Raw genomic sequence first — 26,413 nt, 5'->3', positions numbered from 1 at the left:
CCGTAGGGATGTTTATGCGCCGCCCTGGCCCAGCAAGGCCAGCAAGCCCGCCTCATCCAGGATGGTGACGCCCAGCTCTTCCGCCTTGGCCAGCTTGCTGCCCGCTTCGGCGCCCGCCACCAGATAGGAAGTTTTTTTCGAGACGGAGCCGGACACCTTGCCGCCCGCCTGCTCGATCAACGCGGCGGCCTGGTCGCGGCCCATGGTGGGCAGGGTGCCGGTCAGCACAAAGGTCTTGCCGGCCATCGCGCCTTCGGCGGCGGCGGTTGCCGGCAACTGGGCCAGCAGCTCGGCGCGCAAGGCGTCCAGAGCCAGCAAGGCGTCGCGGTTGGCCTGCACCGCCATCCACTCACCCAGCGCGCCCGCCACGGTAGCCGGCAAACCGAAGACGTCGAAGATCTTCAGATAGGCCAGCGCTTCCAGCGTGAGGCCCTGCTCGATCAGCTGGCGGCAGCGCGGCTCGGTCAATTTCGGAATGCCCATGGCGGCCAGCAGCGATACCGGCTCCAGCTTGTCGCGCAATTGGGCCTTGGGCGCGTGTTCGCCCTGCGGGGCCACGCCCGCCGCCAGCAGCGCGTCGATGGCTTGCTGGTTCTTCGGCTCGGCAAAGAATTCGGCGATCGATTCGGCCACCGTGCCGCCGATATCGGGCAGCACGCGCAGCAGGGCCACCGGCGCCCGGCGGATCAGCGCGAAATGGCCCAGCCATTCGGCCAGGGTCTTGGCGGTGGATTCGCCCACATGGCGGATGCCCAGCGCGAACAGCAGGCGCTCCAGCGGCGGCGTCTTGCTGGCGCCAATCGCTTCCAGCAGATTGTCGGCCCATTTGGTGGCGATCTTGCCCTGCTGGACCGTCTCCGGCGTGGTGCCGTCGCGCTCATCGGCCAGGCGCTTCATCTTGAGCAGGTCGTCCAGCGTGAGCTTGAACAGGTCGGCCACGCCGTGCACCAGATTGCACTCGACCAGATTATCGATATAGCGGTCGCCCAGGCCTTCGATGTCCATCATGCGGCGGCCGCTGAAATGGCGGATCGCTTCCTTGCGCTGGGCCGAGCAGAACAGGCCGCCCGAGCAGCGCGCGATGGCTTCGCCCTCTTCCCGCACCACGTGCGAGCCGCACACGGGACAGGATTTCGGCAGCACATAGGCGGCCGGTTCCGGCTGCGGGCGCTTTTCCGGCACCACGGCCAACACTTCCGGGATCACGTCGCCGGCGCGGCGCACGATGACGGTGTCGCCCACGCGCACATCCTTGCGGCGCACCTCGTCCTCGTTGTGCAGGGTAGCGTTGGTGACGGTGACGCCGCCGACAAAGACCGGCGCCAGGCGCGCCACCGGCGTGATGGCGCCGGTGCGGCCCACCTGCACTTCGATGGCCTGCACCACGGTGGTGGCTTCCTCGGCCGGGAATTTGTGGGCCAGCGCAAAACGCGGCGCGCGCGAAACGAAGCCCAGCTCGCGCTGCTCTTCCAGCAGATTGGTCTTGTACACCACACCGTCGATCTCGTACGGCATGGCGGGACGGGCCAGGCCGATCCGGCTGAAGTAGTTCAGCAGGCCGTCCTTGCCGCGCACCACGGCGCGTTCCTTGGCCACCGGCAGGCCCAGCTCCTCGTACCAGTCCAGCAAGGCGGAATGCGAAGACGGCAGTTCCGCGCCCAGCAGCTCGCCGATGCCATAGGCGAAGAAGCGCAGCTTGCGCTGGGCCGTGATGCGCGAATCGAGCTGGCGCAAGCTGCCCGCCGCCGCATTGCGCGGGTTGACGAATTCCTTTTGTCCGGCTTCGCGCTGGCGCGCGTTCATGGCCTCGAAATCGGCCTTGAACATCAGCACTTCGCCGCGCACTTCCAGCACGCGCGGCAGGTGCTCGCCGCGCAGGCGCAGCGGAATCACGCCGATGGTACGGATATTGGCCGACACGTCCTCGCCGGTATAGCCGTCGCCGCGCGTGGCGGCCTGCACGAACAGACCGTTCTCGTAACGCAGATTGATGGCCAGGCCGTCGAATTTGACCTCGGCGGCGTAGTCCACTTCGAGCTTGTCCAGGCCTTCGCGCACGCGGCGGTCGAAATTCTCGATATCCTCTTCGGAGAAACCGTTATTCAGCGACAGCATGGGCACGGCGTGCGTCACCGCGTCGAACTGCGGCAGCGGCGCCGCGCCGACGCGCAAGGTCGGCGAGTCGGGCGCGGCCAGTTCGGGATGCTCCGCTTCGATCTTTTGCAGCTCGGCGAACAGCTGGTCGTATTCCGCGTCCGGAATGGTGGGCGCGTCCAGCACGTGATAGGCGTGCAGGTGGCGGTTCAATTCCGCCGTCAGCCACGCGGCGCGTTCGGCCGGGCTTTGATTCAATTCACTCATGATGCGGTACTACTCAGCTGAACAGGCGCAGGGCGCGGGTGGAGCCGGCGGGGATGTCGGCGCTGTCCATCTCGGCGTAAAAATCTTTCACCTGGCCGGCGATTTCCGTCAAGGCGGCGTCGCTCAGCGGCTGGTTGTAATCGTCCACGATGGTCGCGTCCAGGCGCGCCACCAGCGACTTGGCGCAGGCGATCATGGCGCCGAAGCCGTCGCGCGCCGGCGCCACGCAGGGCACGTCGAGCAGCAGGGTCAGGCGCGGCGTGGTCTCTTCGGCCAGGGTGACATTGGTGGAGAGGCTGAACAACTGGCCGCCCTCGTTGTCGCGCATCGTATAGCGGCCGTCGGGACGCACATCGAAGCCCTGTTTTTCCAGGGCGCCGAGCAGGGTGGTGATGGCCCATGGCGCGCCGTTGCTGGCCAGGTTCACGCCCAGTTGGGCATCGTGGCTGGCGACGAAGCGGTGCAGGTTCTTGGCTTCGGCCATGACGTCGATCATGTCCGGGATATGCGGTTCGGCGCTGATCTCATCGGCCACGCCGCGCAAGCGCGTCGCCAGTTCCGAATATTCCAGTTCGTTCAAGGCCGTGCTGCGGCTGGCCAGCTGGACGCCGCCTTGCAGCTTGGTGTAGACCGTGCCATGCACGATCGGTTCCCAGTCGCCGCTGACGGCCAGGCCGATGTAGTGCACCGGCTTGCTGCCGACGAAACGCAGCTTCTGCAGCGCGGGCAGGATCTTCTCGCCGCGCACCGGCGCTTCCAGTTCCAGCGGCAGCAGGCAGTCGATCAGCGGATCGACCAGGCTGGTGGCCAGTTCGGCCGGCGGCACCGAAGCGTCGGCGCTGCGCGCGGGCGCGGGCGCGGCGGCCTGGGTGCCAGCGCCAGCGGCACTGGCGGCGGCTGGGGCGGCATGATCGGTTTCCTCGGCACCGGGCGCAAAGCTCGGCGCGGGCAGATCGCCTTCCACATGCTCGGGCGCCGCATAGGCGCCGGAACCGGCGTCCGGCAGCGGGGTTTCGTCCAGCGAGAAGCTCGGCTCATGGCGCGCGGACGGCGCCTGGACCTCGTCGCCGCTGCGCATCAGCACATCGTCATGGTCGGAGGCGAAAGCGCGTTCCACACTCTTCTTGGCCTTGTACTCCTGCCACTTGTTGTAGGAGATAACGCCGACGATAAAAACACCGCCGGCTGCGATTAAACTCATTTGAAAATCTGTCATGCTGCTTGTGCCTCGGAAGCGAAATTGGCGGCGGCTTCCATATCCACCGCCACGATGCGCGATACGCCCTGCTCCTGCATCGTCACACCGATCAGTTGATTGGCCATCTCCATCGCAATCTTATTGTGCGAGATGAAGAGGAATTGGGTATGTTCGGACATGCGCTTCACCATGCGGCAGAAGCGCTCCGTATTGGCGTCGTCCAGCGGTGCGTCGACTTCGTCGAGCAGGCAGAACGGCGCCGGGTTCAGGCGGAACATGGAGAACACCAGCGCGGTCGCGGTCAGCGCTTTTTCGCCGCCCGACAACAGGTGGATGGTGGCGTTCTTCTTGCCCGGCGGCTGGGCCATGACCTGCACGCCCGAGTCCAGGATTTCGTCGCCCGTCATGATCAGCTTGGCCTGGCCGCCGCCGAACAGAATGGGGAACAGTTCGGAGAAATGGCCGTTCACGCGGTCGAAGGTATCCTGCAGCAGGTCGCGGGTTTCCTTGTCGATCTTCTGGATCGCGTCTTCCAGCGTGTTGATCGCCTCGGTCAGGTCGGCGTTCTGCGCATCGAGGAAGTTCTTGCGTTCGGACGCCTGCGACAGCTCGTCGAGCGCCGCCAGGTTGACCGCGCCCAGCGCCGTAATTGCATTGCTCAGGCGCGTCACCTCGCCCTGCAGATAGGATGCCTTCATATCCGGATGCAGCTTCTCGCTCAGCGCCGCCTCGTCGGCCTGCACCTCGGCCAGTTGCTGGGCGAACTGCTCCTGGTTCAGGCGCGCGGCCTGCTCCTTGAGCTGCATCTCGGTGATCTTGTCGCGCTGCGGCTGGAGGGTGCGCTCGGACTGCATGCGCGCATCCTCGGCCTGGCGCAGCTGCTGGGTAATCTGGTCCAGCTCATGGCGCGCGTCGGCCAGCGCACGTTCCTGCTGCGTACGGCGGTCGAGCAGTCCCTGCAAGCCTTCGTTGGCGGCGCCCGACTCCAGGCCTTCCAGCTCCAGCTGGCCGGCTTTCACGCTCTGCTCGACCTGCTCCACCTGATTCGTGGCGGTGACGATATTGCGGCGCAGTTCTTCGATGCGGCTGCGCGCCGCCTTCTCGGCGAATTCGGCTTCCTGCGCCTTGCGTTCCAGCTCGCGCAGCGCTTCGCGCGCGTCGGCCAGCCGCTGTTCCTTGGCCATGAAGGCGGTCTGGCCTTCCTCATGCTCGCCTTGCAGATTGCCCAGCTCCATATCGAGCTGTTCGAATTTTTCCTCCGATTCGAGCTTGACCTGCATCTGCTCTTCTTCCTGCGCCGCGATCTCGGCCAGGTCGGCTTCGATCTGGTCGCTGCGCTGGTTGAAGCGCGCTTCCACCTCGGACAGCTTCATCACTTCCAGCTGCAGGCTATGCACGGTCTGGGTCAGGCCCTGGATCTTCTGGCGCAGTTCGGCCAGGGTACGGGCGTGGTGGCTGACGGCCGCTTCGGCGCGCACGGCGCGCGAACGGGCTTCCTCGGCCAGCAGGGACTGGGCGCGCAACTGCTTGCCGATGTTTTCGATTTCCTGCTGGCGGCCCAGCATGCCGTCCTGCTCCGCGTCGGCGGCGTAGAAGCGCACGCTGTTCGGCGTAATCATATGGCCCTGGCGCGTGACGACGCAGGCGCCCACCGGCAGGCTGGCGCGCGCCTGGAAGGCGCTGGCCGCATCGTCAGCCATGAAGACCAGGTGCAGCCAGTCCTGCAGCACGCCGCGCAGGCCGGGATCGTTGAGTTTCAACAGGCTGATAAACGGCTTCAGGCCCGCCACTTCCGGTTCGTTGGCGGGGGCCGCCGTCACCGGCGCGAACAAGGCCAGCTTGGCCGGCGGTGCGTCGTTGAAGAAGTGCTTGGCCCAGTCCAGGTTCGAGACCTGCAAGGCCGAGGTGCGCTCGCGCAGCACCGCTTCCAGCGCGCTTTCCCAGCCATCTTCGATATGCAGCTTCTGCCACAGACGCGGTAACTCGTTCAACTCATGCTTTTCCAACCAGGGCGTGACCTTGCCCTCGGTCTGCACGCGCTCCTGCAACTGGCGCAGCGCGTTCAGACGCGCTTCCAGCTGGGCGTTGGCCGCCGTTTCCTTTTGCACCGCGGCCTGCGCCTGCTGGCGTTCCTCTTCCAGCTTGGGCTGCAGCTCCAGCGCTTCTTCCAGATGGAAGTTCTGCTCTTCCAGGGTTTGCTGCTTTTCTTCCAGCTGCAGCTTCAGGTTCGCCAGATGGCTGGAATCCGGCAAAGCCAGGCCACTCTTTTCCTGCTGCAGGCGCTCGCGCCGCGTCGCCAGGCCGGCAAGAATATTGGAGGCGTTGCGCTGGTGCGCCGATTCCAGCTCCAGCTGCTGCTGCGCCTGCATGATGCGGGCGCGCGATTCCGTGCTGCGGTTCTGCGCTTCGCGCCATTCCGTCTCCAGCATGGGCAGCAGCTCGGCCTTCTGTTCGGCCATGATGCGCGACTGCTCGACCTTGGCCGACAGCTCTTCGAGATTGAATTCGGCTTCCTCGACCTGGCCGGCATAGTCGCTGGCCTGCTGCTGCCACTGGTCGCGCTGGGCGGCCAGCGTCACCAACTGCTGCTGCAGGCGGGTGCGCGATTCGATCACGAACTTGATCTGCGCTTCCAGGCTGCCGATCTCGGAATTGGTCTGGTACAGATGGCCCTGGGCCTGGTGCAGGCGGTCGCCCACGGCAAAGTGGGCTTGGCGCATCTGCTCCAGCGACAGCTCCACATGGCGCAGCTTGGCCGTCTGCTCTTCCAGATCGGTCTGGGCCTGTTCCATCTCGCGGAAAAAGCGCGTCTGCTCGCCGTGCGCCTCGTTCTTGCGCAGGAGCCAAAGCAGTTTCTGCTTCTCCTCCTGGTCCGATTGCAGCTGGTGGAATTTGTTCGCCACCGCCGCCTGCGCCTCCAGCCGCTCCAGATTGGAATTCAGCTCGCGCAGTATGTCTTCCACGCGCAGCAGGTTTTCGCGCGTATCGTGCAGGCGGTTTTCCGTTTCGCGGCGGCGCTCCTTGTACTTCGACACGCCGGCCGCCTCTTCCAGGAAGACGCGCAGTTCTTCCGGGCGCGATTCGATGATGCGGGCGATCATGCCCTGGCCGATGATGGCGTAGGCGCGCGGCCCGAGGCCGGTGCCGAGGAAAATGTCCTGGATGTCGCGGCGGCGCACCGGCTGGCTGTTGATGTAGTACGTGGAAGTGCCGTCGCGCGTCAGCGTGCGCTTGACCGCGATCTCGGCATATTGGCCCCACTGGCCGGAAGCCTTGCCTTCCTGGTTGTCGAACACCAGTTCAACCGAGGCCCGGCCGGCCGGCTTGCGCAAGGTCGAACCGTTGAAAATCACGTCCTGCATGGACTCGCCGCGCAGCTCCGAGGCCTTGGATTCGCCCAGCACCCAGCGCACGGCGTCGATGATATTCGACTTGCCGCAGCCATTGGGGCCGACCACGCCTACCAGCTGCCCGGGCACCTGGAAATTGGTGGGATCCACAAAAGACTTAAATCCCGACAATTTGATGGAAGATAGACGCACGTTGTTATCTGTTCTTCGCCCGGACAGGCAAGGTTAAAAACCTGGCTATCATACCATTTTGTGAATGGAATCTGGCCAAAAACTCACTGCTGAAACGTGCCGCAACGCTAGAGCAGCGGGCTGTGCGAGCCGTTTTTCGGCGGTCCGAGCTGCCAGGTGCGCTGATGCGGCTTGTCCTTGCCGGACAGGTAGAGCGCCAGATCGCGCATCCATTGCTCAGTGGGCGCCTGCTCCGTGCGGGGCGCCATCAGCAGCACCGGCACGCACAACACGGCGAGCACACGGCCCATCACCACATGGTGCTCGGTGCGCGCGCTCCAGATAAAGGCGGCCGCCACGGCCAACCCCAATCCGGCGCCGCTGATCACTTCCGACCAGGAGTGGGCCAGCACCGGCACGCGCGAAACGCTGATCAGCAGGGACAGCAGCACGCCGCCGCCCGTGGTCCAGTAACGAAATTCCAGCGAACGGTGGCGCGACGCCAGATAAGCGGCCACCGGGAAGACCGCGCAGGCGCGCATGGCATGGCCGCTGATACCGGCAAATTGCAGCTCCGGCACGCCCAGGCCCCAGCCCAGATACGCCACCTTGGTGCCGACCACCAGCGCCATGCCTGCGCCAAACAGCAGGCACCAGTTCAGGGTCAAGCGCCAGGATTTACCCGCCAGCAGCCAGACTGCGATCGCCACGCCCAGCGGGCCGGTCACATTCAAACTGCCCAATATGCTCAAAAACTGCCAACCATTCATCATTGCCATATCTCTTGTTGCCTGTCCAGACGGACGCTGAGCGCATGATACACGGCGCGGCGGCCGTCCGGATTCAATCGGAACAGGCTTCAGCTATCCTTAATTTTTCGTTCGAACTTCATGCCGTTGGCGCGCCCGGTGTCGACCACGAAGCCGCTGACGGCATTCGCCGCGTCGCGCTGCATGCGGATGGTGGCGCCGCGCGCGGTGAAGGTATCCTGGCCCGATGGAACCAGCTGCGCTTCATCGCGCGCGGTGCGCATCAGCAGTTGGCCATCTTTAAGCTGCACCTCCCATGTCGCCTGCAATTCCGGGCTGTGATAACGGCCAAGGAAAGCGCCCTCGCCGCCTGCCGGCGGCGTAAAGGGTTCGGGCTTGGCGCGCGCCTTGGCCGGCTCGCGGCTGCCCGTCAATACGGACTCCAGGTAGATGTCCACCACGTCCAGAGCCATTTTGGCGGGACGGGCCTGGGCCAGATTGCACAAGACCGCCACCGTCATCCGCTGCGCCGGGATGCGCACCATCTGCGAACGGTAGCCCGCAAAAGCGCCCGCGTGCGACACCATGCGCTGGCCGCGATACTCTTCCAGCATCAAACCGCGCGCGTATTGAAGGCTGGAACCGTCGTTCAACCGGCCCGCCTGCTGCAGCTGCTCATTGAGCCAGGCGCCGCCGACCTTGGGCGCGTAGAAGTTGGCGTCCCATTTCGCCAGATCGGTCAGATTGGTCTGCACCGCGCCGTCGCCGGCCTGCTCCCAGTCCGACATATTCACGCCGAAGCTGCCGTCCGGCCGCAGCAGATAGGCCGTGGCGCGCTGCGGGAAGACGGTGCGGTGGTTTTCCAGGATGCGGGTTTCTTTCATGCCCAGCGGCTCGAAGATGCGCTCGCGCGAGAACTCGCCCAAGGTCTTGCCGCTCACCTGCCTGACGATCTGGCCGAGCAGGAAGTAGCCGGTATTGCTGTAACGGTGCTCGCTGCCCGGCTTGAAATTCAGGCCCTTCTGGCGCTGGATGGCGGTCAACGCGTCGGCATCCGTGGTGTAGTCTTCATCGTTGAAGCCCGCCATCGTCAATAGCACCAGATAGTCGCGCAGACCGCTGGTATGGTGCAGCAGATGGCGCACGGTGATGGGGGTGCCGTAATCCGGCATCGCAGGCAGGAATTTGCGGATATCGTCATCCAGCGCCAGCTTCCCATCCCGCGCCAGCAGCAGGATGGCGGCGGCGGTAAACTGCTTGGAAGTCGAACCTATATCGAATACCGTGCGCTCGGGGCGGATCGGCAAACCGTATTCCAGGCTAGCCTGGCCATAGCCCTTTTGATAGACCATACGGCCATCGCGGATCACGCCCAAGGCGCAGCCGGGCGAATCGGCATGGTTATATTGCTCGAAAACGCGGTCCACGCGCTCATTCAGTGGCTCGGGCTTGGCGGCATGCGCGGCCAACGGCAACAGGACGGAGAGCAGGACGGGAAACAGCGTATATGGCGGTCTATGGGTAGGCATCGTAGGCGTCCGGTAAGAGAGCAGCGAAGAGTAAATTGCCACAACACAATAATTGCATATTGTGCCATTGATAACAATAACATTGTCTGCAATATTGGCGGCTTAACCGGAAGCCCTATGAAACCCACACCCGCTATCCTATTCGTCTGCATGGGCAATATCTGCCGCTCCCCCACGGCCGAAGGCGTCATGCGTCAGCGCGTACTGGAAGTCCCCGCCCCCTACTACGGCGGCGTCCAAGGCTTCGACCAGGTACTCGACTACATCGAAGACGCCGCCGACGGCCTGATCCGCGACTTGCGCGCGAACCCGCCAGACAAAACCTGAAACCCATAGCTTGAGTCCGTGTCCGATTGGGGTCAGACCCCAATCGGACACGGACTCAAGCGGCGCTGGCGGCGTCGTCGTTGACGGCGCCCATGCCCATGGCGCGCGAGAGGGCCTGGCCAACGACACCTTCGCTGCGGACCAGCCTGACCGTTTCGTCGCGGAAGCGCTGGGCCAGGGCTTCGCCGGACAGGGAAAACGCTTCCTGCCGGCTGCTGGTGGAGAAGATGTACAGCGTGCGCAAGGGACTGATCCAGGCCAACTTGACTTTGCGCGCCTCGCCCTCTTCCTGCTCGAATTCAAGCCACATGCCGCGCGCCAGGCTATCCACTTCGATGCTGGCGTCGTCGTCGGCCGGGGGCGCGGCGGCGGCTTCTTGCTCGGCTTTCGCTTGCAGCTGCAGGCGGCGTTCGGCGGCTTTCTGCGCCACTTCCATCGAGATTTCGAGCTGGCGCTCGGGCGAGATTTCCAGCGGGGCGCGCACGATCGATGCATGGCATTCGGCCAGCTCGGCGAAAAATTGCAGGCGGTCAGCGTCCTGCCATTTGATCACGTCGAGCCATTTGTTCAGGGCGGACAGCAGCGATGGCAGACGGGCGATGAGCTTTTTGCGTTCGTCGGCGCTGATCTTGGGCTTGACGCTCCAGATCAGGTCATCCATGGTCTGGGTGGCGTTGTTGACGGCGCCGGGCTTGTCGTCTTCGACGCTGTAGGCGATGGTCAGCACCGAGGTCCATTTGTTTTCGAGGAAGGCTTCCAGCACGGCGATCACTTCGCCGGTGCCGATGCGCAGCGCGACGGCGTCCTGGGCAGAGCGGGCGGCGGCGGCCATCTTTTCCTGTTTCAGCGCGGCGGCGATGGGCTCGGCGATCGCGGCGGCGGCGGCCGTTTCTTCGGCCTTGATCGAGGCTTCCAGCTCGTCGACGGCTTCGCTGAAGACGCCCAGCTCATGTTCGTAGCCGCGGCCCACGCGGTCGACGCTGCGCTGCATGGCCTGGTACAGCGGATCGTCGGGATTCTTGTGCTGCTCCCAGCCCATGCGCGACAGCAGGTCGATCATGCGCCGCGCCGGGTGCTCTTCCTGGAAGAAGAAGTCCTTGTCCAGCAGGGCCGCTTTCAGCACGGGGATTTGCAGGAAGCGGATCAGGTTGCGGATTTCGGGCGAAATGCTCTGGTCGCGGAAAACGGTTTCGAAGACGGCCGACAGCAGGTCGATGGTGCTTTCGTCGGCGCGCGACAAGCTGCCTTGCGGAGCGGCCTGTTTGACCGAGGGCAGCACGAAGACATTCGGCGGCAGCGGCGCGCCGGCGGCAAAGGCCGCCGCCTGGAATGGCATGGCGGCGTCCTGTCCGAAGATGCCCTGCCCCGCTGCGGCGTGGGTGGCGCTGCCTGCCGACACTCCTGCCGCTGCGTGTGCGGATGCGGCCTGGCCTGGCGCGGCCTGCTCGGTGCCCGGCCGCCAGCCGCCCATCAAGGCCGTATTCTGCTGCAATTGGGCCAGGTAACTGAGCAAAGGCTGCCTGGCGCCCACCACGGAGGCGTGCTGGGCCGCTTCATTCGTCACATTGCCGATGAATCCTTGCGCCGCGCCTTGCAGCCAGGGCGCCTGCGCCAGGCCCGCGGCGGCGACGCCGATCGGCACCGAAACGCTGGCCGGCTGGCCGCCGCCCGCCAGATGCGGCAGCGCCAGATCGAAATCGCCGATCTGTTCCATCAGGGCCGGGCTTTGGGCGGCCACTGGCGGCGCGTCCTGCACCGAGAAGAACTGGCGCAGTTGCTCGGCCAGCGCGGCCTGCTGCTTGCGCTGGCGGGCCGGCGCGGCGGAAGCGTCATGGCTGTCGGCCTTGCGCGCCTTGTACTTTTCCACGGAGCCGGGCAGCACGCCTTTGCGCTCCAGCGCCAGGTTCAATTCTTCCAGCATCGGCCCCAGATCGATAAAGCTGTCCGGCTTGAGCAGCGTGGGCAGCAGATGGGCCGCTTCTTCATCGGTATTGAACTCGCTCCAGGCGTCCAGCATGGCGGCCAGGAAGACGTCGGGGCGGAAGGGATTCTGGTTCACGCGCAGGATGTCGCGGTCGAGCAGGAAGGCCAGGCGCACATTGAGCGTGGCCAGCGCATCGGCATAGCGCGTCTCGAACGGTTTGCTGACGCTGCCCAGCGCGACCTTGCTGTCCATCTCCTCGTAAGGCACGAGGGACAGCGGCTGGTCGGCGGCGCGCGGCGCGGCCTTCTTGCCAGGGGCGAGCTGGGCCAGCTCCTGGCGCACGGCGCGTTCCAGGCGCTTGGCCACCAGATTCAGCAGCGCATAGTGGTTGTTACGCAACAGATTGCCGGCATGCAGACGCATCTGCACTGCGCGCAGGTCGGCACCCATATCGTTGCCGTCGACCAGGATGCCGGCCAGGCCGGTGGCAAACGCGGTGAACTGGCTGGCGACGTGGCGCTGCGCGATTTCGATCAGGCTCTCCAACAGCGCATGCCGCGGCGAGACCGTCTGTTTCGGCGCCGTGGATGTTGTTGGATTGGAATTCATGATGGGCCTTCGGTGAACTTGCTTGTATTCTGGCAGATTATTGCTGCATGGCAATAGGCAAAAAGAAACAAATCATCCTTTTGCCTCTGTTTTTTTTGCGGACTATCATGTAGGTACGTCTTGGGCCGGAGGCCTTATCCTACAAGCGTTCCCGGCGAACTCCGATACCGCAGGCGTGGCTGAAATCGCATCATTGCCCCCACCGGAAAGGTATCGGCGAAGGCATGCCTTCACCGATACATCTTCGGCGAGTGATTGTTTCAACTTCATACGAGAGGAAATCAAGATGAACTCGAACCGCAAAGACTCATCGAAGGGCTCCGAAAAGCCGGAAAAAGGCGCCAGCCGGCAGTCGGCCGACCAGGCTTCGCGCACGGCCAGCCGCGATCTGGCCGACGAACGCGCCAGCCGCAAGAGCGAAGGCAATAAACAGTCGGGCAGCACCGGCAACGCCAACAAGGCCAGCCAGCGCAACCGCTGATTGACGCCAGCACGGCGGCATCCGCCGGGTGCCGCCTTCCCTTCCCCTCAGACTTCCCTTCAGATATTGCGCAGACGCTTGCCCTTGGGCGGGCGGAAGTCGCGGACCTCATGCACCAGGCTCACCGAATGGGCGTCTTGCGCCGTCAGGTGCAGGTCGGTGTAGTTGTGCGTTTCCCAATGCTTTTCACTGAGCTTGATGCGGTCGCGCAGGATGGATTCGGTGCGCTGGTCGTCGGCCTGCAGGCCTTCGACGATGACGCGCAGGGTGTCGGGCCGGGCGCCCGAGGGCGCGCTGGCGTGCGATTTATGCACCATGAAACGGGCCGTGGCGCTGGCATAGCGCTCTTCGCCGGCCAGGAACAGGATGACGGCGATCGAGGCCACCGCCCCGCCGTTGTACATGACGACCTTGAACGGCAGATTGCGCAGGTAGTTGTAGAGGCATAGCCCGTCGCTGACATAGCCACCGTTCGACTGCACCAGAATGTGCGCGACTTCGATGCCATCCTCGCTCATCTCGGCCGCCGCCTCGAACACGCGGTGCACCATATCGCTGTTCACGTCGCCCGACAAGGTGAACCAGGCTTGCCCGTCCAGCTTTGCTTTGTCTTCGCTCATGGCCGTCCCCATTTGGAATACAGGAACCATTCTAGCAAAGCCCGCGCCAGGGGGCGCGCACGCGCTTTGACACAACTGTCAGATTGACACGCCCTACCTTCTGACATATATTTCCGAGTCTTGATCGGGAGAGGGCAAATTCGCTTTGCCGCCGAAGGGGCACCACCCAAAAACTCTCAGGCAAAAGGACCGGTCAAGGGCTCTGCGGCGCAAGACGCCAACAGGCCAACTCTGGAGAGCGGCCATATGGCCCACCGAAGGGGCGTGCGGGATGCAAAATCCCGTTATCTCTCAGGTACCGAGGACAGAGGGGTAGACGATCAGTGTGGAAAAGGCTGCTTTAGCTTCTCCGTGCGTGCTCTGTTAACCCTTTAACGATAGGTCCGAGGTATTCATGACGCTCAAAGCAACCCCACTCAATAACGTACACCGCGCCCTGGGTGCGCGCATGGTCGATTTCGGCGGCTGGGACATGCCCGTGAACTACGGTTCGCAGATCGAAGAACACCATGCCGTGCGCAGCGACGCGGGCATGTTCGACGTGGCGCATATGTGCGTGGTCGATATCAAAGGCCCGGACGTGCGCGGCTTCCTGCGCGGCCTGCTGGCCAATAACGTCGACAAGCTGCAGGTGAGCGGCAAAGCCCTGTATTCCTGCATGCTGAATCCGGAAGGCGGCGTGATCGACGACCTGATCGTCTACTTCCTCACTGAAGACTGGTTCCGCCTGGTGGTCAACGCCGGCACCGCCGAGAAAGACGTGGCCTGGATGCAGGCCCGCAACGAGGCGACCAACGCCGGTCTGACCATCACCCAGCGCCGCGACGGCGCCAATGCCATGGCCCTGATCGCCGTGCAGGGTCCGACTGCCCGCGCCAAAGTGTGGCAAGTGATCCCGCAAGCGCAGCAGGCCACGGCGGAAATGAAGCCATTTAACGTGGCTCTGGTCCAAAACACCCCCTTCGGCGAAGCGATGGTAGCCCGCACCGGCTACACCGGCGAAGACGGTTTCGAGATCGGCGTACCGGCCGATCAAGCGGCAGCGCTGTGGAACGCCCTGCAAGCGGCCGGCGTGAAGCCGGCCGGCCTGGGCGCGCGCGACACCCTGCGTCTGGAAGCCGGCATGAACCTGTACGGCCAGGACATGGACGAATCCGTGAATCCGCTGGACGCCGGCCTGGCATGGACCATCGACCTGGTCAGCGAGCGCGATTTCGTCGGCAAGGCCGCCCTGCAAGCGAAAGGCCAGAACGCCCAGTTCGTGGGCCTGATCCTGCGCGAAAAAGGCGGCGTGCTGCGCGCCCACCAGAAAGTGATCGCCGCTTCCGGCGAGACCGGCGAAATCACCAGCGGCACCTTCAGCCCGACCATGCAGCAGGCCATCGCGCTGGCGCGCGTGCCGAACGGCGTGAACGTGGGCGACACCGTGCACGTGGAAATCCGCGACAAGAAGCTGGCCGCCACCGTGGTCAAGCTGCCTTTCGTGCGCAACGGTAAAATCCTCGCCGCCTGACCCCGAATACAACACAACCCCACTGGAGCCACAAATGAACATCCCTGCAGAACTGAAGTACACCGAATCCCATGAGTGGGTACGTCTGGAAGCCGACGGCACCGTCACGGTAGGCATTACCGAATTCGCGCAGGACGCGCTGGGCGACATCGTGTTCGTCGAACTGCCTAAAGTGGGCACCACCTTCACCGCCGGCGACGACGCCGCCGTGGTGGAATCGGTGAAAGCGGCCAGCGACATCTACGCTCCGCTGTCGGGCGAAGTCATCGCCGCCAACGAAGAAGTGGCCGGCGCGCCGGAATCGATCAACAGCGACGCCTACGGCGCCTGGCTGTTCAAGCTGAAGCCGAGCGACGCCTCGGCCATCGACGGCCTGCTGGACGCCGCCGCATACGGCAAGACCACCGCAGCCTGATTTAGCACCCATTCAGGGCCAGCATGCGCTGGCCCTTTTTCCATTTGGCCTGAGATTCAACCATGACCCGCACCAGCCTGACCCAACTTGAAGCACGCGATGCCTTCATCGCCCGCCATATCGGCCCGGACAGCGCCGAACAGCAGCAGATGCTCGACGTCCTCGGCTACGCCTCGCGCGCCGCCCTGATCGACGCCATCGTCCCTGCCCATATCCGCAACAAGAGCGCCCTGCCCCTCGGCCAGTTCTTCGAACCGAAGCCGGAACAGCAGGCGCTGGCCACGCTGAAGGGTCTGGCCGCCAAGAACAAGGTGCTGAAATCGCTGATCGGCCAGGGTTACTACAACACCCATACGCCCGGCGTCATCCTGCGCAATATCTTCGAAAACCCAGCCTGGTATACCGCCTACACCCCGTACCAGCCTGAAATCTCGCAAGGCCGCCTGGAAGCGATCCTGAACTTCCAGCAAGCCGTGACCGACCTGACCGGCATGAGCATCGCCAACGCGTCCATGCTGGACGAAGGCACCGCCGCCGCCGAAGCCATGACGCTGCTGCAGCGCGTGGGCAAATCGAAATCGACCACCTTCTACGTCGCCAACGACGTGCTGCCGCAAACCCTGGAAGTGGTGCAGACCCGCGCCGAGCCGCTGGGCATCACCGTGAAGACCTTCGACCCGGCCGAACTGGCCGGCGTGACCGACGCTTTCGGCGTGCTGCTGCAATACCCTGGCGCCAATGGCGTGGTGCGCGACTACCGCGCCGGCGTGGAAGCGGTGAAAGCCTCCGGCGCCCTGGTGGTGGTGGCGGCCGACCTGCTGGCCCTGACCGTGCTCACGCCTCCAGGCGAATGGGGCGCGGACGTGGTGGTCGGCAATAGCCAGCGCTTCGGCGTGCCGCTCGGCTTCGGCGGCCCGCACGCCGGCTACCTGGCCACCCGCGACGAATACAAGCGTTCCATGCCGGGCCGCCTGGTCGGCGTGACCATCGACCAGCAAGGCAACAAGGCTTACCGCCTGGCCCTGCAAACCCGCGAGCAGCACATCCGCCGCGAAAAAGCCACCTCCAACATCTGTACCGCACAGGTGCTGCTGGCCGTGATCGCGTCCATGTACGCCGTCTACCACGGCCCTGCCGGCCTGAAACAGATCGCCCAGCGCGTGCACCGCTACACCGGCGTGCTGGCCGCGAACCTGCGCACCCTGGGTTACGGCATCGCCAACGAAACCTTCTTCGACACCCTGACCGTGAAGACCGACCGCGCCGAGCAGCTGCACGCCGCCGCCGTCGCCAACGGCATCAACCTGCGCAAGATCGACGCCCACCACGTTGGCCTGTCGCTGGACGAAACCACCACCCGCGACGACCTGTCCGCGCTGTGGAGCGTGTTCTCGACCGGCGTGGCGAACGCCCCTGCCGCACCGGACTTCGACAGCGTCGACGCCGGCGTGCAGCAAGCCTTCCCGGACAGCCTGGCGCGCGCCAGCGAGTACCTGAGCCACCCGGTCTTCAACCGCTACCACAGCGAATCGGAAATGCTGCGCTACCTGCGCAGCCTGGCCGACAAGGATCTGGCGCTGGACCGCACCATGATCCCGCTGGGTTCCTGCACCATGAAGCTGAACGCCACCAGCGAGATGATTCCCGTCACCTGGCCTGAGTTTTCCAGCATCCACCCGTTCGCGCCGAACGAGCAGACCGTGGGCTACCGCGAAATGATCGCCCAGCTGGAAGAAATGCTGTGCGCCGTGACCGGCTACGCCGCCGTTTCGCTGCAGCCGAATGCCGGTTCGCAAGGCGAATACGCCGGCCTGCTGGTGATCCAGAAGTACCACCAGTCGCGCGGCGAAGGCCACCGCAATATCTGCCTGATCCCATCGTCGGCGCACGGCACCAACCCGGCATCGGCCAATATGGTCGGCATGCAGGTGGTGGTGACCGCTTGCGACGAAAACGGCAACGTCGACCTGGCCGACCTGAAAGCCAAGGCCGAGCAGCACAGCAAGAACCTGGCCTGCGTGATGGTGACCTACCCATCGACCCACGGCGTGTTCGAAGAAGGCATCAAGGAACTGTGCGACATCGTGCACGCGCACGGCGGCCAGGTGTATATCGACGGCGCCAATATGAATGCACTGGTGGGCGTGGCCGCGCCGGGCAGCTTCGGCGGCGACGTATCGCACCTGAACCTGCACAAAACCTTCTGCATCCCGCACGGCGGTGGCGGCCCAGGCGTGGGTCCGATCGGCGTCGGCGCGCACCTGGCGCAGTTCCTGCCGAACCAGCGCTCCACCGGCTACCAGCGTAACGAGAACGGCATCGGCGCCGTGTCAGCCGCCGCTTTCGGCTCCGCTTCGATCCTGCCGATCTCCTGGATGTACATCGCCATGATGGGCGGCGAAGGCCTGACCGCGGCCACCGAAACCGCGATCCTGAACGCCAACTACATCGCCCGCCGCCTGGCGCCGCACTACCCGGTGCTGTACACCGGCCATGACGGCCTGGTGGCGCACGAGTGCATCCTGGACCTGCGTCCGCTGACCGATGCCACCGGCATCAGCAACGAAGACGTGGCCAAGCGCCTGATGGACTTCGGCTTCCACGCGCCGACCATGAGCTTCCCGGTTCCAGGCACGCTGATGATCGAGCCGACCGAATCCGAAGCCAAAGGCGAGATCGACCGCTTCATCGACGCCATGATCGCCATCCGTGGCGAAATCGCCAAGGTTGAAAGCGGTGAGTTCGACAAGGCCGACAACCCGCTCAAGTTCGCGCCACACACGGCCGAAGTGCTGACCGCCGACAACTGGGACCGCAAGTACAGCCGCGAAGTGGCAGCCTACCCGGTGGCCTCGCTGCGCAAGCAGAAATACTGGCCACCGGTCGGCCGCGCCGACAACGTGTATGGCGACCGTAACCTGTTCTGCGGCTGCGCGCCAATGAGCGACTACGAGTAAAGCCGGCCTCCCCCTCAGGCCTTGGCTAAAGCCGGCCCACCGCAAGGTGGCCGGCTTTTTTTACTTGGATTTACATCTTTTTTCTTGACACCCCCTCGCCTGCCTCACTACCATTCGGGCTCCATTAACTTTCGGAGTCCTACGTGAGTCCTTGTTCTAGTGACAGTAGTCGATTAACGATCGGCGCATAACACAGCAAGCACGCAGACTTCATCCCCTGCCGTTTCCTTGCTGTGCAAGGTACGGTGTCAAGCATCACAGCATCACCCTTCCCTTTTCGTTTTTCGGCTACTGGCCCCATTCAAGCGTCTCGCTCAGCTCACTGATCCCTCAGGAGACAGCGATGAACCTGTTTTATCTCGCACGGCGCCATGCGTTCGTGATGACCCTGTTTGCGCCTGCCCTGGCGCAAGCGGCACGGCCGATGGCGGCCGACGATGCCAGCATCCTCGATGCCGGCCACTGCCAGCTCGAAAGCTGGAGCCAGCGCTCGTCCGCGCAAACCGAGTTCTGGGCCATGCCGGCCTGCCGCCTCGGTTCATGGGAACTGGGCGCCGGCACCGGCCGCCTGCAGGAGCGCGAAGGCGCGCAAGCCCGCACGCGCTCGCATATGCTGCAGGCCAAGACCCTGTTCCGTCCCCTGTCCACCGACAGCTGGGGCGCGGGCCTGGTCGTGGCCGAGCAGTTCCATAGCGGCGACGGCGGCAAGGGCGACCTCTCGCTCAACCTGCCCATCAGCTTTTCCTTCCAGGGCGACGCCGTGCTGCTGCACGCGAACGCCGGCTGGCTGCGCGAACGCACAGCCCACCGCGGCGGCGCCACCTGGGCGCTGGGCGCGGAGTTCGCCGTCACGCCCAAGACTTCGCTGACGCTGGAAAGCTTCGGCTCGCGCTTTGGCCACAGCTATGTGCAGGCCGGCGTGCGCCACACGCTGATCCAGGATCGGCTCGATATCGACGCCAGCTACGGCGAGCGTCTGGGCTGGCGCGGCAAGGAACGCATCTTCGCCATCGGCCTGACCCTGGCCGGCCCCGCGCTGCACTAATAAAAATGAGGACGGCCCGCCGTCCCCTGCAAATCCGTTTTGAAAGGAAGAGATCATGACCCTCTTCAAGCACCTGTTCGCCTCTTTCCTGAACAGCCGCCACCTGGCACGCCTGTTCCGCCGCAGCGAGCTGCCCCTGCCGACCGCGCAGGGCGCCGCTAAAGTGCTGCCGAATCAACTGGGCCTGGCGCTCGGCCTGGCCGCGCGCGAAGCGCAGGACGCGCTGTTTGAGCGCCTAACCAGCGGCAGCAATGGTCTGTCCCAGGAAGCCGCGCAAGCCGTGTTGGAACGCGACGGCCCGAACGAAATGGGCCACGAAAAGGCCCTGGGCTGGCACCAGCGCCTGTGGCAGTGCTACCGCAATCCCTTCAACGTGCTGCTGACCGTGCTGGCCCTGGTGTCCTGGCTGACCGAGGATGTGAAAGCGACCATCGTCATCGGCACCATGGTGGTGCTCTCCACCCTGCTGCGCTTCGTACAGGAAGGCCGCTCCAGCCGCGCCGCCGAGCGCCTGCAAGCCCTGGTCAGCAACACCGCCACCGTGCTGCGCGACGGCCAGTCCTGCGAGCTGGCGATCCGCGAGCTGGCCGCCGGCGATGTGGTAATGCTCTCCGCCGGCGACATGATCCCCGCCGACTGCCGCCTGCTGGCAGCGAAGGATTTGTTCGTGAGCCAGGCCGCCATGACGGGCGAATCGCTGCCGGTGGAGAAAAGCGCCGAAGCGCCGTCCGCCGCCATCACCGATCCCTTCGACATGGCCAATCTGCTGTTCACCGGCACCAATGTGATTTCCGGCTCGGCCACCGCGATAGTGCTGAGCACCGGCAACCGCACCTGCTTCGGCGCGCTGGCCGACCGCGTGGTCAGCAGCGAACGCGCGCCGACCGCCTTCCAGGCCGGCATCAACAGCGTGAGCTGGCTGCTGATCCGCTTCGCGCTGGTGATGGCGCCGCTGGTTTTTGTCGTCAACGGTTTCACCAAGGGCGATTGGAGCGACGCTTTCCTGTTCGCGCTCTCGATCGCCGTCGGCCTGACGCCCGAAATGCTGCCCATGATCGTCACCAGCACCCTGGCCAAGGGCGCGGTGCTGCTGGCGCGGCGCAAGGTGGTGGTGAAACGCCTGGACGCGATCCAGAGCTTCGGCGCCATGACCGTGCTGTGCACCGACAAAACCGGCACCCTGACCCAGGACGAAATCGTGCTGGAACGCCACGCTGACATCAGCGGCCAGGAAAGCGAGGACGTTCTGAAGTTCGCCTTCCTCAACAGCCACTACCAGACCGGCCTGAAAAATCTGCTGGACCGCGCGGTGCTCAAGCATGTGGAAATGCTCAACAAGCTGAATCTGGCGCAGGACTACCGCAAGATTGACGAGATCCCCTTCGACTTCGTGCGCCGCCGCATGTCGGTGGTGGTGTCCGAGCGCGAAGACCATCATGAGCTGATCTGCAAGGGCGCGGTGGAAGAAATCCTGTCCTGCTGCACGGCCGTGCGCCAAGGCGAGCAGGTGCTGCCGCTGGACGACGCCATGCTGGCACGCGTGACCGAGCATACCCGCTCGCTCAACGCGCAAGGCCTGCGCGTGGTAGCCCTGGCCGTGAAGGAAGTGCCGCCGCAAAAGGCCGAATACAGCCTGGCCGACGAATCCGACCTGACCCTGATCGGCTACATCGCCTTCCTCGATCCACCGAAGGATTCCAGCGCCCCTGCCCTGCGCGCCCTGGCCGCCCACGGCGTGACGGTGAAAGTGCTGACCGGCGATAACCACCTGGTGACGGCGCGCGTCTGCCGCGACGTCGGCCTGCAGGTCGATGGCGTGATCCTCGGTCCCGACCTGGATGCGCTGGGCGATGCCGCCCTGGCCGACGTCGCCGAACGCAATACCGTGTTCGCCAAACTCAGCCCACTGCACAAGGAGCGCCTGGTGAGCGCCCTGCGCGGCAAAGGCCATATCGTCGGCTTCATGGGCGACGGCATCAACGACGCGCCAGCGCTGCGCGCGGCCGACATCGGCATCTCGGTCGATTCGGCGGTGGACATCGCCAAGGAAGCGGCCGACATCATCCTGCTCGAAAAGAGTCTGATGGTGCTGGAAGAAGGCGTGCTGCAAGGCCGCCGCACCTTCTGCAATATGCTGAAGTACATCCGCATGACGGCCAGCTCCAACTTCGGCAATGTATTCTCGGTGCTGGTCGCCAGCGTCTTCCTGCCCTTCCTGCCGATGCTGCCGGTGCATCTGCTGGTGCAGAACCTGCTGTACGACGTGTCGCAGATCGCCATCCCCTTCGACAATGTGGATGCCGAGCTGGTGGCGCAGCCGCTCGACTGGAACCCGCGCGACATCGGCCGCTTCATGCTGTTCTTTGGCCCGCTCAGCTCCATCTTCGACATCGCCACCTTTGGCCTGATGTGGTACATCTTCGGCGCCAATGCGGAAGCGAAGCAGACGCTGTTCCAATCCGGCTGGTTCATCGTCGGCCTGCTGACGCAGACGCTGATCGTGCACCTGATCCGCACACCCAAGCTGCCCTTCGTGCAAAGCCTGGCCTCGCCCGCGCTGCTGGCCGCCACGCTCGCCATCATGGCGCTCGGCATCTGGCTGCCGATGGGACCACTGGCCCACGCCTTCAAGCTGCAAGCCCTGCCCATGGCCTACTTCCCATGGCTGCTCAGCATCCTGCTGGCGTATGCCGCCCTGACCACGCTGATGAAGCGCGTCTACCGCCGCAAATTCGGCTGGCAGTAACAGCCCAGCCCGTGTCCACCTTGGTGCCTGGCACCAAGGTGGACACGGGCTCAAGAATAAAAAAAACCCCGGGTCGTCCATTCCCGGGGCTGTAAAGGGGTACTACGCAATCGTTTGAATCAGGCGACGGCGGTGTCGTGCTGCACGGGGTGCGGGACGGCGTGCAGTTCTCCTTGCGCCAGCGAGGCCGATTCCCACACCGCCGTTTGGGTGATTTCTTCGCTCACCACCAGTTTCCCGCTCGGGTCGTAACGCTGCCATTCCAGGGCGCCGCCCGGCGTGACGCCCACCGCATGCACGCCGCCATTGGCCACATCGGCCGTCAGCGCGGCACTGACCAGGAAGGATGCCACCGGATACGGCAGGCGCCACGGCGCGCCCAAAGTCCGCGACAGCATGTACAGCCCTCCCGAGCCATCCGTGTAAGCCAGATGCTCGCCCGAATCGTCGCACTCGCTCCATACCAGCTGCGCACCACCGATCTGCGCCACCGGCTGCGGCACGCTATGGCCGCCGCGATAGACGACGATGCTGTCGCCCGCCACAAACACGTCCGGCACGTTCGGCACCGAACCGGGCGCCAGATGCACGCTGGCGGCGCGGCGCGGCAAGGCGGTGTAATCGATATTGACGGCCCAGCCGCATTGGTCCGGGAAGGAATTGAAAGCCAGCGCGCGTTCACCGCCTTCGTCATACAAAGTCCACAGCCCCGGCAGGCGGTAGCTGCCCGCCACATAACCGCGCACCTGGCGCGCTTCGGCCGGCAGGCGCAGATGCGACATCATCGTCAGCGGCGCGGCGGCATTGAAGCACCAGGTATCGTGGGCGCCGTTGACGCTGGCCGTCAGCAGCACCAGCGGCGCCGCGCCCGGCTGCAAGGGGCCGAAGGCGATGCGCGAGGCGATGGCGCCGGCCGGCGTGTCGGGGCGCGGCGTCAGCGCGCAGAAGGCGGCGTACCAGCCTGCTTCGTCCATCCAGTTGGGCAGGCCGCAGGCGGTGTAGATCGTGCTGTTGGGCGCATCCTGGCGCGCGGCCACGGCCAGCGCGATCGAGATATTGCCGTCCGCCCCCTGGCGCACATCGATGCATTGCACCACGGCCTTGGCGGGACGCGGCAAAGCCGCGCTCAAATCCGTCTGCGACCAGCGGCCGAACGGCGTACGGCGGAACAGATACAGGTGGCCGTTGGCACCGACCGTGAAGATCAGCGGCACGCTTTCGCTGTCGCGCGCCAGGAAGAAAGGCTTGCGCGCATCGGCCGGCGCGGCGCAAGGGCCGGAACGGTAGCCCGCCTCGTACAGCGGCACAAAATGACGCAGCACCAGGTCGGCCAGCGGCTCGTTCTCCAGCTGGCGCAACCAGTAGCCATGGTCTTGCGAGGCCACGGCGTCGTAGCGGTCGAACACGGCGTTATAGGCGCGCAGCAGACGGGCGCGCGCATCCAGCTCGGCCATCTCGGGACGATCCAGCAGGCGCAGCGCCAGCTCGGCACGGCCCAGCACCACGCTGGACTGGCGCGCGATCAGCGAGGTCCAGGCCAGCGCCTCGGACGGCGTTGGCTCGCGCCGCAAGACAATACGGCTGACGCGCGCCGCGACAAAGGAACGCGCCCCGGCCGACACCGCGCCATTGGCCGCGTGGACATGACGGGTCGGCGCTTCCAGCCCGCCATTGGCGGCCGGGGCTGAAAAGCCCGCGTGGTTGAAACTGCTGCCGCCGAATTCATTCGGCGCGAATGCGATCATATTGGCCATTTTTCGTCCTTGTTTATCCGGCTGCGCTGACAACTCGAATTTCGAGATCGCCTTGCGCGTTGACCAGAAGGTCTACTGGAGTAAGCCGCAAATCAGGCGCCAGACGAGCCAGCGCATTCTGGAGAGCCGCGGCAAAGGCCGATTCCAGTGGAATAACAATCTCCTGCTGCACCGCCGTCAGACTGCAGGCATTGCCGTCCCAGGCAGTGCCAATACGGTGCATATTCAATAGATGAAGCAGCGGGTCGGAGACGATATACATGCCGCCCACGCCGGAATCCGTCACGGGCAGCGATTTGCGCGCCCGCATCTGGATGCCGATATGGCCGCGCGCCACAAATTCCAGACACAGCGACCATTGCAGCGTGGCGCGCGCCCAGCCCTTGCCCATATACACGCGGCTGCGTCCCGGCGCCAAATCCTGATTTACCCGGTCCCATTCATAACGGGTTAATAGACCGTGCACCACCACCGTGGGACGGGCGATGCCTTTATCATCCAAAGGTGCGGAATGGGTGATATTGAATTGCAGCTCTTGCTCGGATTCGCGGTCATGGGAAGTTTTACCTTCCTCCTGCCAATGCAAAAGTACATGGTCGCGATAATTCCAACCGTTGCTGGTTGGGGTGAATACCGCTCTCTCTCCATTTTTCAGAGATGCATCCACACCCGATTTTTCATTGACGGTTTCAGCCTCATCGATTTTATGCGGTTGCCCTTCGCGCGATTCCATAAAATCCGGCTGGTCGTTCAGGCATTTTTCGAGCGGTTCAAGCAATAATGGTTTAAGCACACGTTCGAGAAAACTACTACGCGGCAAAACAACCCTATCCTGCCCCGTTGCCCGCAAAACCTGATCGGATAAAGAACGCAACCACTCGGAAACAGCTGATGTAAAGAAATTTTTCAATGCCTCATTATCGCAATGCATAATCGATCGCTCGATATTGCAATGCGCCGCATGCAAAGCTAAACGGCCATCGCTGGTTATTCCAACTGAAAAACACAGTTTCCAGCCCGATACGTTTTGCCGCAGAATACTGTTGCGCTGACCAAATCCGTTGTAGAAGCAAATATTGCCATTAAGCATAGTTAGCGTCAGCCAAGCCATGCTCGGCTTGGCCGCGACGATCTCCACCATGGGCGCCCAAATTGTTACACGGTCGCCACCGATGCCTCCCAGCACCATCCCCCCCTGCTCCAAGTTGCCTGCATGAACGGAATCGGGGATCGTTCCGTTACGTAACAATTGAGCAAGTTGCGCGTTCACCACATCCTGCGATGGTGCCCAAATCAAGTCCAGTTCTGGTGGCTCACTGGCTGGCAGATCCACCTCGGGGACTCGTGCGCTGGAGCTTTCAAAAGAGGCAATGTAAGAAATCATTTAATTCACTTGGGGAAATGTTAATATTTGCCTTGAGGGCATGGGTTGCACTGTACAGAACGCTGTCAGAAAGCGCCTTCCGGAAACCTTCCGGAACGTAAGTTGCTGTTTTTGAAGAGTTTTATTTTTTGAAATTTGAGGGCAAATGGGGCATAGGGAATTCCGTTTCGGCGACTGGCAAGTGGATGTCGAAGGCAATACGCTGACCGACGGAGCCACGCGCATCCCCCTGGAGCCTCGCGCAATGGAAGTTTTGCGCTATCTTTGCCGCCATCCGGGTGCGGTCATTCCCGCCGAGGAATTGCTTCAGGCCTGCTGGGGATCATCTGAGTTCGGTGACAACCCAGTTCACAAAGCGATCACCCAACTGCGCCGCGCGCTCGGTGATTCGAGCACCGAGCCACGTTACATTGAAACCATTCGCAAGCGAGGGTACCGGGCGATTGCCGAGGTGATCGAGGCGGAGGAAGATGGGCAGGTTGTATGGACAAGTGGGTCGCCGTTTCGGGGATTGGAACCGTTCCAGGAGAATCACTCAGCGATTTTCTTTGGACGAGTGCAAACTACGGCGCGATTAAAATACTTGGTCGAAAAGCAAGCGCTAGCTGGCCAAGCGATGGCCTTGGTATTAGGTCCATCCGGCTCAGGGAAAACCTCGCTGGTTCGTGCTGGTTTAATGCCACAATTAATGCAGTCAGCTGTTGATAATAATAGCTCGATTATGCTTAATTGCTCGCTTTATTTAGATTGTGCAGATTTGGGCGAAGGGTCAATTTTTCATGCCCTGGCCGCTGTTTTAATTGATGCCGAGTGTAATAATACGCCCCTTTTCCCTGGAGAAAGCGCGCACAGCTTGGGAAATAAATTGGAATCCGGAGAAACAGAGGAAATTTTCTCCTCACTTCCGAACAGCAAAAAACCAGTAGTTGGAATTTTCATAGATCGGCTTGAGGCAATATTCCGGGAAAAAAATATCAATGACAATGGACGTGAATATTTTATTGATCTGTTACAAAAATTCTCAATCAGCAAATCAATTCTAGTGATATTGGCATGCCGCAATGATTTCTATCCTGACATCATTGCGTTACCCAGATTGATGGAATTAAAAACAAGTGGGGGGCATTTCGATCTTACGGCACCGGATGGAGTGGATATTGCACAAATCATACGGCTACCGGCTAAGGAAGCACTGATTAATTCATCAGGCGCTGCTCCGCGCGGCAGTCGGACCTGAGACAATAGCGGCATCCCCACTGTTCGCCATCGGCCATGCAAAA

The 26,413-nt window shown here is 63.4% G+C and carries 17 protein-coding genes and 2 riboswitches; of the genes, 8 read left to right on the top strand and 9 right to left on the bottom strand.

From position 1 onward, the window contains the following. Positions 1-12: 12 nt before the first annotated feature. The 5 genes from ligA to FHS03_RS26520 form a co-directional block, all read right to left on the bottom strand. A complete protein-coding gene (gene ligA, locus FHS03_RS26540) occupies positions 13-2,361 on the bottom strand; it encodes an NAD-dependent DNA ligase LigA (RefSeq protein ID WP_183443918.1) in 2,349 nt (782 codons plus the stop codon). Between the two features lie 13 nt (positions 2,362-2,374). Beyond that, on the bottom strand, positions 2,375-3,562 hold the full coding sequence (locus FHS03_RS26535) for a cell division protein ZipA C-terminal FtsZ-binding domain-containing protein (RefSeq protein WP_371871778.1): 1,188 nt from the start codon (positions 3,560-3,562) through the stop codon (positions 2,375-2,377). 11 nt (positions 3,563-3,573) lie between these two features. Next, positions 3,574-7,101 carry a chromosome segregation protein SMC gene (smc, locus tag FHS03_RS26530; protein WP_183443916.1) on the bottom strand — a complete coding sequence of 1,176 codons (3,528 nt, stop codon included), beginning with the start codon at positions 7,099-7,101 and terminating at the stop codon, positions 3,574-3,576. Between the two features lie 107 nt (positions 7,102-7,208). Next, on the bottom strand, positions 7,209-7,853 hold the full coding sequence (locus FHS03_RS26525) for a phosphatase PAP2 family protein (protein ID WP_183443915.1): 645 nt from the start codon (positions 7,851-7,853) through the stop codon (positions 7,209-7,211). A gap of 86 nt (positions 7,854-7,939) precedes the next feature. Then, positions 7,940-9,358, bottom strand: a complete 1,419-nt coding sequence (locus FHS03_RS26520; protein WP_183443914.1) for a serine hydrolase domain-containing protein — start codon at positions 9,356-9,358, stop codon at positions 7,940-7,942. A 117-nt stretch (positions 9,359-9,475) separates the two neighbouring features. On the opposite strand from FHS03_RS26520, the gene FHS03_RS26515 reads away from it, so the two are divergent. After that, positions 9,476-9,685, top strand: coding sequence for an arsenate-mycothiol transferase ArsC (locus FHS03_RS26515; protein ID WP_183443913.1), 210 nt, complete (start codon positions 9,476-9,478; stop codon positions 9,683-9,685). Between the two features lie 55 nt (positions 9,686-9,740). Here FHS03_RS26515 and FHS03_RS26510 read toward each other — a convergent pair whose 3' ends face one another. Then, positions 9,741-12,218, bottom strand: coding sequence for a DUF1631 family protein (locus FHS03_RS26510; protein ID WP_183443912.1), 2,478 nt, complete (start codon positions 12,216-12,218; stop codon positions 9,741-9,743). 286 nt (positions 12,219-12,504) lie between these two features. Between FHS03_RS26510 and FHS03_RS26505 the strand changes: the two genes are divergently transcribed. Next, on the top strand, positions 12,505-12,699 hold the full coding sequence (locus tag FHS03_RS26505) for a hypothetical protein (protein ID WP_183443911.1): 195 nt from the start codon (positions 12,505-12,507) through the stop codon (positions 12,697-12,699). 59 nt (positions 12,700-12,758) lie between these two features. Here the strand turns inward: FHS03_RS26505 and FHS03_RS26500 are convergent, their stop codons facing one another. Next, positions 12,759-13,319, bottom strand: a complete 561-nt coding sequence (locus FHS03_RS26500; protein WP_183443910.1) for an ATP-dependent Clp protease proteolytic subunit — start codon at positions 13,317-13,319, stop codon at positions 12,759-12,761. A gap of 115 nt (positions 13,320-13,434) precedes the next feature. After that, a riboswitch (glycine riboswitch) is annotated at positions 13,435-13,521 on the top strand. 19 nt (positions 13,522-13,540) lie between these two features. Further along, positions 13,541-13,637: riboswitch (glycine riboswitch) on the top strand. A 76-nt stretch (positions 13,638-13,713) separates the two neighbouring features. Between FHS03_RS26500 and gcvT the strand changes: the two genes are divergently transcribed. The 5 genes from gcvT (at position 13,714) to mgtA (ending at position 21,995) form a co-directional block, all read left to right on the top strand. Beyond that, entirely contained in the window at positions 13,714-14,832 is a 1,119-nt protein-coding gene (gcvT, locus tag FHS03_RS26495) for a glycine cleavage system aminomethyltransferase GcvT (RefSeq protein WP_183443909.1), read from the top strand. A gap of 34 nt (positions 14,833-14,866) precedes the next feature. Further along, the gene (gene gcvH / locus FHS03_RS26490; RefSeq protein WP_183443908.1) at positions 14,867-15,247 is read left to right on the top strand and encodes a glycine cleavage system protein GcvH; all 381 of its coding nucleotides are present in this window, start codon (positions 14,867-14,869) and stop codon (positions 15,245-15,247) included. A gap of 62 nt (positions 15,248-15,309) precedes the next feature. Further along, a complete protein-coding gene (gcvP, locus tag FHS03_RS26485) occupies positions 15,310-18,204 on the top strand; it encodes an aminomethyl-transferring glycine dehydrogenase (protein WP_183443907.1) in 2,895 nt (964 codons plus the stop codon). Positions 18,205-18,547: 343 nt separating this feature from the next. Next, positions 18,548-19,249, top strand: coding sequence for a PA4824 family protein (locus FHS03_RS26480; protein WP_183443906.1), 702 nt, complete (start codon positions 18,548-18,550; stop codon positions 19,247-19,249). A gap of 55 nt (positions 19,250-19,304) precedes the next feature. Continuing rightward, a complete protein-coding gene (gene mgtA, locus FHS03_RS26475) occupies positions 19,305-21,995 on the top strand; it encodes a magnesium-translocating P-type ATPase (protein WP_183443905.1) in 2,691 nt (896 codons plus the stop codon). A gap of 119 nt (positions 21,996-22,114) precedes the next feature. Here mgtA and FHS03_RS26470 read toward each other — a convergent pair whose 3' ends face one another. Next, positions 22,115-23,749 carry a hypothetical protein gene (locus FHS03_RS26470; RefSeq protein ID WP_183443904.1) on the bottom strand — a complete coding sequence of 545 codons (1,635 nt, stop codon included), beginning with the start codon at positions 23,747-23,749 and terminating at the stop codon, positions 22,115-22,117. Between the two features lie 13 nt (positions 23,750-23,762). After that, positions 23,763-25,133 carry a hypothetical protein gene (locus FHS03_RS26465; protein ID WP_183443903.1) on the bottom strand — a complete coding sequence of 457 codons (1,371 nt, stop codon included), beginning with the start codon at positions 25,131-25,133 and terminating at the stop codon, positions 23,763-23,765. Between the two features lie 145 nt (positions 25,134-25,278). Here FHS03_RS26465 and FHS03_RS26460 point away from each other — a divergent pair, with 145 nt between their 5' ends. Continuing rightward, a complete protein-coding gene (locus tag FHS03_RS26460) occupies positions 25,279-26,370 on the top strand; it encodes an nSTAND1 domain-containing NTPase (RefSeq protein ID WP_183443902.1) in 1,092 nt (363 codons plus the stop codon). The last annotated feature ends 43 nt before the right edge of the window (positions 26,371-26,413 follow it).

The sequence above is a fragment of the Pseudoduganella violacea genome, from assembly GCF_014191875.1.
Lineage (GTDB): Bacteria > Pseudomonadota > Gammaproteobacteria > Burkholderiales > Burkholderiaceae_D > Rugamonas > Rugamonas violacea_A.
This window is presented reverse-complemented; position numbering and strand designations above follow the sequence as displayed.